This window comes from uncultured Acetatifactor sp. (assembly GCF_948601915.1).
GTDB lineage: Bacteria > Bacillota > Clostridia > Lachnospirales > Lachnospiraceae > Acetatifactor.
Window position 1 is genome coordinate 40,125 of record NZ_CAPDXS010000018.1, and the last position, 8,244, is coordinate 48,368.

6 protein-coding genes are annotated in these 8,244 nt (G+C 57.3%); 5 read left to right on the plus strand and 1 reads right to left on the minus strand.

Going from position 1 to position 8,244, the window contains the following annotated elements; genetic code table 11:
* Positions 1-14: 14 nt before the first annotated feature.
* Positions 15-2,906, plus strand: a complete 2,892-nt coding sequence (locus tag Q2B33_RS04825; RefSeq protein ID WP_300566295.1) for a MerR family transcriptional regulator — start codon at positions 15-17, stop codon at positions 2,904-2,906.
* A gap of 92 nt (positions 2,907-2,998) precedes the next feature.
* Here Q2B33_RS04825 and Q2B33_RS04830 read toward each other — a convergent pair whose 3' ends face one another.
* Entirely contained in the window at positions 2,999-3,823 is an 825-nt protein-coding gene (locus tag Q2B33_RS04830) for a PD-(D/E)XK nuclease family transposase (RefSeq protein ID WP_300791739.1), read from the minus strand.
* Positions 3,824-4,172: 349 nt separating this feature from the next.
* Between Q2B33_RS04830 and Q2B33_RS04835 the strand changes: the two genes are divergently transcribed.
* The 4 genes from Q2B33_RS04835 (at position 4,173) to Q2B33_RS04850 (ending at position 8,003) form a co-directional block, all read left to right on the plus strand.
* Complete coding sequence (locus Q2B33_RS04835) at positions 4,173-4,874, plus strand: LytTR family DNA-binding domain-containing protein (RefSeq protein ID WP_300566300.1); 702 nt, start codon at positions 4,173-4,175, stop codon at positions 4,872-4,874.
* 10 nt (positions 4,875-4,884) lie between these two features.
* Entirely contained in the window at positions 4,885-5,535 is a 651-nt protein-coding gene (locus Q2B33_RS04840; protein WP_300566303.1) for a sensor histidine kinase, read from the plus strand.
* 127 nt (positions 5,536-5,662) lie between these two features.
* Positions 5,663-6,010, plus strand: coding sequence for a cyclic-di-AMP receptor (locus Q2B33_RS04845; RefSeq protein ID WP_296465300.1), 348 nt, complete (start codon positions 5,663-5,665; stop codon positions 6,008-6,010).
* A 160-nt stretch (positions 6,011-6,170) separates the two neighbouring features.
* On the plus strand, positions 6,171-8,003 hold the full coding sequence (locus Q2B33_RS04850; RefSeq protein ID WP_300566307.1) for an ABC transporter ATP-binding protein: 1,833 nt from the start codon (positions 6,171-6,173) through the stop codon (positions 8,001-8,003).
* Positions 8,004-8,244 lie beyond the last annotated feature (241 nt).

An 8,244-nucleotide genomic window follows, 5' to 3' on the forward strand; every position in this document is an offset into this window, starting at 1 on the left:
AAAGGAGCCTTCCCATGAGCCTGATGAAAATCACGGACCTGACAAGACAACTGGGCCTGTCCTCCCGCACCCTGCGGTACTACGAGCAGGAAGGGCTAATCAAAAGCACGCGCCTACCGTCAGAATCCTATCGTTATTACGACGAATCCGCCGTCCAGCGGCTGCAGCAGATTATGATACTGCGCAAAATGCAGATTCCCGTCAGGGAAATCTTCCGTATCTACGAAAATCCGGAGATTGCTACCCTGGTGAAAGTATTCGCGGACAAGATAGCGGAAATCGACCGGGAGGTCACTGCCCTGTCCGAGCTGAAGGAAATCATCAATACCTTTCTCCGGGAAATGACTGCAAAGGGCATTAAGCAGATTTCCGCCCTGCCCCTTCTTTATGAAGAGATGGAAAAGCAGATGGAGTTGTTGGAAAGCCAGGGCAGCCGGGAGGATTCGGCCGGACCGGTCAGCGGGAACAGCCAGTGCGATAGGGCACAGCCTGACAGCCATCCGGGGGAAAGCTGTCCCCCAGGGCACTGCGGCCAGGCCGCCAGCCCCGGACAGCCCATTGCGGTACAAGACCCCCAAGCTGCCCTCCGCCGCCTGAATCGCCTGCAGGAGCAGCTTTCCCCCCGTCCGGATGCCGCCATCCTCTATCTGCCCCCCATGCGCGTCCTCACCTCCTGCCTGAAACAGAACCCTCAGGAGTCGGACATCACCGGCTTCTGGCACACGGTACAAGCGCTGGGCCTTTCCCTTGGAATGCCGGGCGGGCATGAACGGTTCGAGTACCAGAACGGCCCCCAGGGCGCAGTGATGCTCCGGATAGAGGACAGCTTCCAGAACCGCACCGCTTATCTGGACATCCCCTTTCCCGGCGGGCTCTACGCCTCCGCGAACCTCTATGTGGATGAGGGCCTGGAGGAGCAGTTTGGCCGATTGGTGGGAAGCTTTGACGACAATCCCTTTTACGAAATCGACTACACCCATGAAGGCAAGCTGCGCCGCCATGCCCTGCTGGAGAACCTGATCTCCCCGGACCAGCGCCGGGATCTGGTCAGCCTCCTGGTGCCCGTGAAGCAGCGCTTGACCGACCCTGCCTATTTCGAAACGCCCACAGAGCTGCCCCCGGGCTCCATCACCGTGGAGGAAATCCTGTCCGGGAACCCCGTCCTCTGGGAGCGGGACGTGCCCCTGGACAAAGTGACCCCCATCAACGATCCCCATTACCGCATCCTGGAGAACGGGGAGGCAGAGTACACCGGATGGATCAGCACCCGTGTGCTGAACACCAATGTGGCCGTGAAGCTGCCTTTCCGGGTGGATATGGAATTCCGTCTGGGAGGGGACGATGAACGGTTCGGCTATGGCTCCGAGGAGGGCTGCCTGATTTTCTACCACGGGGCAGAGCCGGACTGCTACGCAGGCGGCGTCTCCCTGGGTAACCTAAGCCAGAACGGCTTCGGCATCAACATGGGCAACCAGCCCTCGGAGAATCTGTCAAAGGCCGCCCTGCATCGGGAGGCCATCGTATTCCGCCAGCCCTGCTTTTATGACCTCTACGAGTTTCCCGGCCGGGGCGGCGTCCGGGACAGGGGCTATAACCAGGTCACATGGATCATCGGCCCCACCCACCTGGCCGTGATCATCAACGGGGAGATCCGCTACTGCGGCACAGGCTTCCCCTACATGTCCCTGGACTTATCCCGCACCGCCCCCGGGGACATCATCATCGGCTCCAACGGCCAGGGCATGAAATACTTCCGGTCCATCCGCGTCTCCCAGCTGGCCCATGCCCCGAGAATCAGATTACAGAAGGAGGAACTTCTCATGACCACGAAACAGAGCAACAACATCACCCCCATCATCCACCGCCTGGTGACGGACGAGTACGGCGAGAACTACTGGTTCAATGGCTGCGCCAGATATGTGATGGAATGCCTTGGGGAGACGGATTACGACTACAATTTCTTCGCCGGCCTCACCGGGGACGTGTTCACCCAGTACTATCCCAAGGGCGAATTCCGGGGAGAGGGCATAACCAGCTATATGCTTGCCGAGGGGCCCCACAGGAGCCTTCAAGAGGCCGACAGCTCCTTTGTTTTGGTTCCCGGGGAGACTGGCTTCATCGAGGCGCTTTTCGAAAAATGCGGCTACGCCAGCACCTTCGTCCCCCGCAAAGACCTTTGCAAAAACCCGGACATGTATGTCCAGACCTTGGTCTCCTACATCGACAGAGGAATCCCCGTCATCGTCTGGGGTCTGGGGGAGCCACCCGCCGGCGTACTGGTGGGCTATGAGGAGTATGGGAAGACATTGCTGTACATCACAGGGAACAACAACCGGCCGGAGCGCCTTTCCCTGGAGAGCTTCCTGGCGCAGAACGAATTCTCCAACCCCGGCTGGATCTTCATCGGCAGCAAGAAGGAGACGCCCTCCCTGGCCTGGCTGTACCGGGAGGCCGTCCGCGTCCTGCCCAAGCTCCTGGCCACCGAGACGGAAAGCTTCTACTTCGGGGCATCCGCGTTCCGGGCCTGGGCGGCGGACATCGAGGGCGGAAGGTTCGACGACGTGAAGCCGGAGGAGTTCGACCCCTGGAGCGCCCACACCGCCTATGTCTGCGGCCTGGCCACCAATGCCAGCTGCTGCCACGCCTTTCTGGAGAAGGCCATGGCGCTGAATCCCGACCTCAATTTCCTGCGAGAGGTCAGCGCCCTCTACAACCGCTGCGGGGAGATGTGGAACCATGACGGCGGTGCAGACCTGGAGGCCCTGGGCGGCGGCTTCAACGTGACCCTGGAGGCCCTGCAGAATCCGGCCAGGCGCAGCCCCATCGCACAGAAGCTGCGGGACTTCGCCGAAGTGACCGAGGAAATCAGGCGGGTATTGCAGCAGGGGGTGGATAGCTGCTTTTGAGCTCCTGGCCGGGAATCCGAGAGAATGGGCAGCTTTGCGCAAGTGGAAAGCTGCCCTGAATGGGAATCCTGACAAAGAGGTCGGCTGCCTCTTTACAGCTTTGCCTGGAACTCTTCCACGCTGGCCGACCCTGCTGCCAGCAGCAGCCACTGGTTCAACTTTTCCGTATCTGTCTGGGCGGTTATGACTCTCTCCAACCGAGGCTCTATCTCTCCCTTTGCTGCCAGCAAAAGCAATATATCCTCTGCTTTCCCCTCTGTCCTTATACGCTTCTCAATCTCACAAGCCTTCATATACGCAAGCCCCACTTCCCTATCCGACTTTACTTTCGCCACCATCTCATGCAGCCTTGCCAGGCCCGCGGACTGAGCGTTCTCCGCAGTGGAATGCTCCATGTACCTGGCGAGCTGCTTAAGCTCCTCCGCTGGCTCTCCTTTTGTGCCTTTTGTATACAGGAATATCGTCCAAGCCCCGTCCTCATAGGGCAGATCCGGTTCCTCCACACATCTGTTTTTGATTGTATATACCATCCGCTTCCGCCCGAACGGATCGTATGTAGCGATAAATATCACCACCACGTTCCGCAGGGTACTGTAGTCATCCCCTGCCGTCAGGTTCCCCGCGTCTATCTTTGCATGGTAGAACCGCACCCTCCGGGGCAATGCGGCCACACTGTCGGCTCCGCCGTTGTTGTCCGGCTCCATGTCAAAAATCTCTCCATCCTCTTCGTCCAGATAGACATCCAGCCGCACGCCGTGGCCTTTCGGCTCCTCGCCATGCCAGACCTTCTGGGGCACTATCGTAAGATGCCCTATCTTGCGCTGTAAGATACATTCCAGGATAAAGCGGGAAGCCTCCTCCCCATACCTCTTGTGGGTCGTCAGGCTATAGGCCAGAAAGTCGTCTACCAAGTTCATGTCTGCCAGTTTCTTAATCTCTCCTCCTTCTGACAGGAGCACACTCACCGTACACTCCTGCCTTGCATAAATGATTTTGGGTTCCAAAGCATAGAGTTTCCGAATGAGATTTAGATGATTTGAAGCTCATATATGGACGTTCCAGAAATTAATATGCTTTCTGAGATAAGGATATCATAATTTCCGATATTGTCAAGACTAATTCTCAAAACTCAAAATCTGCATTGCGCATTGCCGCTATGGGGAGAGTATGGTAAAATGTCCATATTACAGGAACCGCTTCGCGAACCCTGTAATCAAAGATCTATTCCTGGCAGAAAGGCCGAATCTCCCAAAAGGCGGTGACTCCATGGCTATCCGTTTCGCCATATGCGATGACGATGAAGAACAGCTCCAATCCCTGAAAAATCTCCTGTCAGAGTGGGCCCACGGGACGGCCCTCTCCTTTGAGGTGCGCACATTCCCCTCCGCGGAGGCCTTCCTCTTCGCCTATGCGCAGGACAGCGCCTACGACATCCTTATACTCGACATCGAGATGAAAGCCATCTCCGGCATAGAGCTGGCAAAGCGCATCCGGAAAGAAGACGGGCGCGTAGAAATCCTCTTCATCACCTCCCACTTCGAGTTCGTCAGCGAAGGCTACGAGGTGGACGCGCTGCACTACCTGACCAAGCCCGTGGCGCAGGACAAGCTGTATGCCGTCCTGGCGAAAGCCCTGGACCGTCTGCACACAGAGCCGCCCTCCGTCATCATCTCCTGCGAGGGCGAGACCGTGAAGCTGCACGAGCCGGACATCCTCTATGTGGAAGCCTTTCTCCACTATATCTCCATCCACACGGCCAAGAGGGAATACCGGATAAAGGAGAGCATCTCCTCCTTTGAGAAACGCCTCACCGATGATTTCTTCCGCATACACCGTTCCTATCTGGTCTCGCTGAAAGCCGTCACCCGGATTTCCCGCACGGAAGTCACCCTGGAGGGAGGGACGCTGCTGCCGCTGGCCAGGGGAAAATACGATGCAGTGAACCGGGCCTTTATCGAGAGGAACTAGGAGAAGCGACATGAGAAAGAAAACCTACCTGAACCTCATAGAATACCAGACCGAACAATCCCGCCAGCATCTGGCGGAAGTCCAGGGCATCTACCGGGAGATGCGCGGCTACAAGCATGACTTCCACCACCACCTCCAGACCCTGAAGGGCCAATTGGAGGCAGGGGAGACAGAGCGGGCCCTGGCCTATATCGCCCAGCTCGACCAGCAGCTCATGACCGTGGACACCCTGTTGAAGACCGGCAACGTAGCCCTGGACGCCATCCTGTCCGCCAAGATCTCCCAGGCCAAAGCCCTGGGCATAGCCGTCACCGTCAAGGCCAATGTCCCAGGCACCCTCCTGCTCTCCGACCTGGAGCTCAGCATCATCGTGGGGAATCTCCTGGAGAACGCCATCGAGGCCTGCCAGTGCGCCAAAGGAGAGCGCTTCCTGCGGCTCTTCCTGGGAATGAAAGGAAAGATGCTCTACTTCTCCATGCTCAATTCCGCCGGTGCGAAAGCCTCCAAAAAAGGAAAGCTCTTCTCCTCCGGCAAAACAGGCCTCCATGGCTTCGGCCTGCGCCGGGCCGAAAGCATCCTGGAGGCCCACGGCGGCTGGTGCAAGTACAACAGCGAGGACGGGGCGTTCACCTCCGAGTTCCTGGTGCCCGCCGTGGAATGATTTTCTGCAAGGCTGATTCGATCGGCTTCGAGTTGACAGTTAGTCTTGTGCCATAAAGCTGATTATGTTATTATTTAAGGAGGAACCTGTTGTTTTTGCCTAAACGAAACTGTGAGGAGGAGCTGGAATGAAACTGATTTATGCGATTGTGGAGAGGGACAATGCGGAGCGCGTGACGGATGCTCTGAACAGCAAGGGATATCAGGCGACAATGATTTCCTCGACAGGAGGTTTCCTGAAAAAGGGGAACTCTACAATCATGACCTGTACAGAGGACGATAATCTACAGGATGTAGTCAAAGTCATAAAGGCCGTATGCGGAGAGCGGGTCTCCGTGGACGTGAACGTTCCTTATAACGCAATGGTACAGGGGACGCAGTCCGCGCCCATATGGGCCGGCGGCATCAGGCAGACAATCCAGGTGGGGGGAGCAGTCATTATTGCCGTAGAGGCCTGCTTCTATGAAAAAATCTAAATTCCATTTCCTTTTACAGAATGTCTGTCAAAGGCAATTCGTGCCCTGTTGAACGCAATTCGTGCACGGATTGCCTTTTTCTGTTCTCCTGGGTTACAATGAAAGACGTAAGGAAGCGTCAGACACTTCCTTAGGAAAAACAGACAGGAGGACATCCCTCATGAAAGAAAACAGGAAACCAAAAACCAGGCCCTATCGCTCCACCCTGGACAACGCCCTCTGGAGCTTCCGGGAAATCCTGCGGGAAGCGCCGATTGCTTTCCTGCTATTGGCGCTTGCGGTGCCCCTGAACATATGCCTCGCCTACACAGAGGTCTATCTCCCATCCCTTGCGGTGGCGGAGGTCACGGCACAGGCCTCCCTGGCCCACATGGCGTCCCGCATAGGCCTGGTCATCGCGCTGATGCTGGTATCAAGCGTGCTGCTTACCTTTTCCGGGCGAATGTCCGAAAACTATCTGTCCATATACACCTTCCGGCAGAGCATAAAAATAGAGCGCAAATCCATGACCTGCTTTTTCCAGAACTACGAGAGCAAGGACATCCGGGATCTAAGCGACAGGGCCTCAAGGGCCACGCAGCTCTGGAACGGCGTCTGCCCCATCTCCGACGTGCCCCTGCGCAGCCTGAAGCTGATAGAGAATTTCCTCTGCTATCTCCTGTTCGGATCCGTGATATCCTTTGTCAGCCCCCTGCTTGCGCCGATTCTCACCATCGCCCCCGCCGTGAACTGGTTCTGCGCCAGGGCATACCGCAACTGGGAATACGCCCACCGGGACAGATGGACGGACATCGACCGCCGATTGTGGTACGTCCAGGGCGAGACCGCCGATTTCAGGGCGGGCAAGGATATCCGCATCTACGGAATGGCCGGATGGCTCAGGCAGGTCTATTCCGACCTGTGCGGCCAGCGGGCCTTCTGGAACAGGCAGATGGCCTGGAGGAGCTTCCTCTCCCGGATAGCAGACCTTGTAGTCATCCTGCTGCGGGACGGCGCGGCTTATGCATTATTGATAAAAATGACACTGGAAGGCGAACTGACAGTGGACAGATTCCTCCTGTACTTCTCGGCCATCTCCATGTTCGCCGCCTTCATCGGCAACATCATGACCGAGTGGAACGGCATCCGCTCCACCAGCCTGGCCGTCTGCGACTTCCGCCGGTACCTGGACCTCCCGGAACAGGACGGCACCGGAGAGGCAGACGCGGACGACCATCTGCACAGCGCCCCGGAGATTGCCTTGGAGCATGTATCCTTCCGCTATAAGGATGCCGGGACCGACACCCTGACAGACTTGAGCCTGACCTTAAAGCCCGGCGAGAAGGTGGCCCTGGTAGGCTTGAATGGCGCGGGCAAGACCACCCTCGTAAAGCTCCTGTGCGGCCTCTATCTCCCCACGGAGGGCGACATCAGGATAAACGGCGTCTCCGCCCGGAAATTCCGCCGAAATGACTACTACCGCCTCTTCGCCCCGGTCTTCCAGGATGTGCAGACCGGGTTCTTCTCCCTGGCGGAGACCGTGTCCGGGCAGATCGGAACCGGTACGGACTTCGACCGCGCCGAACAATGCTTGAAGCTGGCGGGACTGGGCGAAAAGCTGGCCTCCCTGCCCCAGGGGATACACACGAAGCTGGACAAACAGCTTTACGAGGACGGCATAGCGCTGTCCGGCGGCGAAGCCCAGAAGCTGATGCTGGCCAGGGCCCTCTACAAGGATGCCCCCATCCTTGTGCTGGACGAACCCACCGCGGCCTTAGACCCCATCGCGGAGAACCAGATTTATCTGCAATACCAGGAGATGACCCAGGGGAAGACCTCCCTGTTCATCTCCCACAGGCTGGCCTCCACCCAGTTCTGCGACAGAATCCTGTATCTGAAGGACGGCCGGATCGCGGAGGAGGGAACCCATCACGACCTGATCGCCTTAGGGGGCGAATATGCGGCACTCTATGAAAAACAGAGCTGCTGGTATAAGTGTGAGAAGAAGTTCTAAGGCAGCAAAGCACGCTGCCTAAGAACTTCTAGGCTCGCAAGCGAATGAATTCGCTTTGCAAGCCAGTCTCACACAGAAGAATGCCCAAAGTGCGGGCATTCTTCAGGCGCGTCTTTTGCGCTTTGACTTGCACCGATTTATAGTTTTTTTGGCAAATGCGCAGAAGTGCGCGGAAAGGTATAGATATGAAATTCACAGAACATATACAGATTTCCGAAAGGGCCATACGGCATCTCTTTTC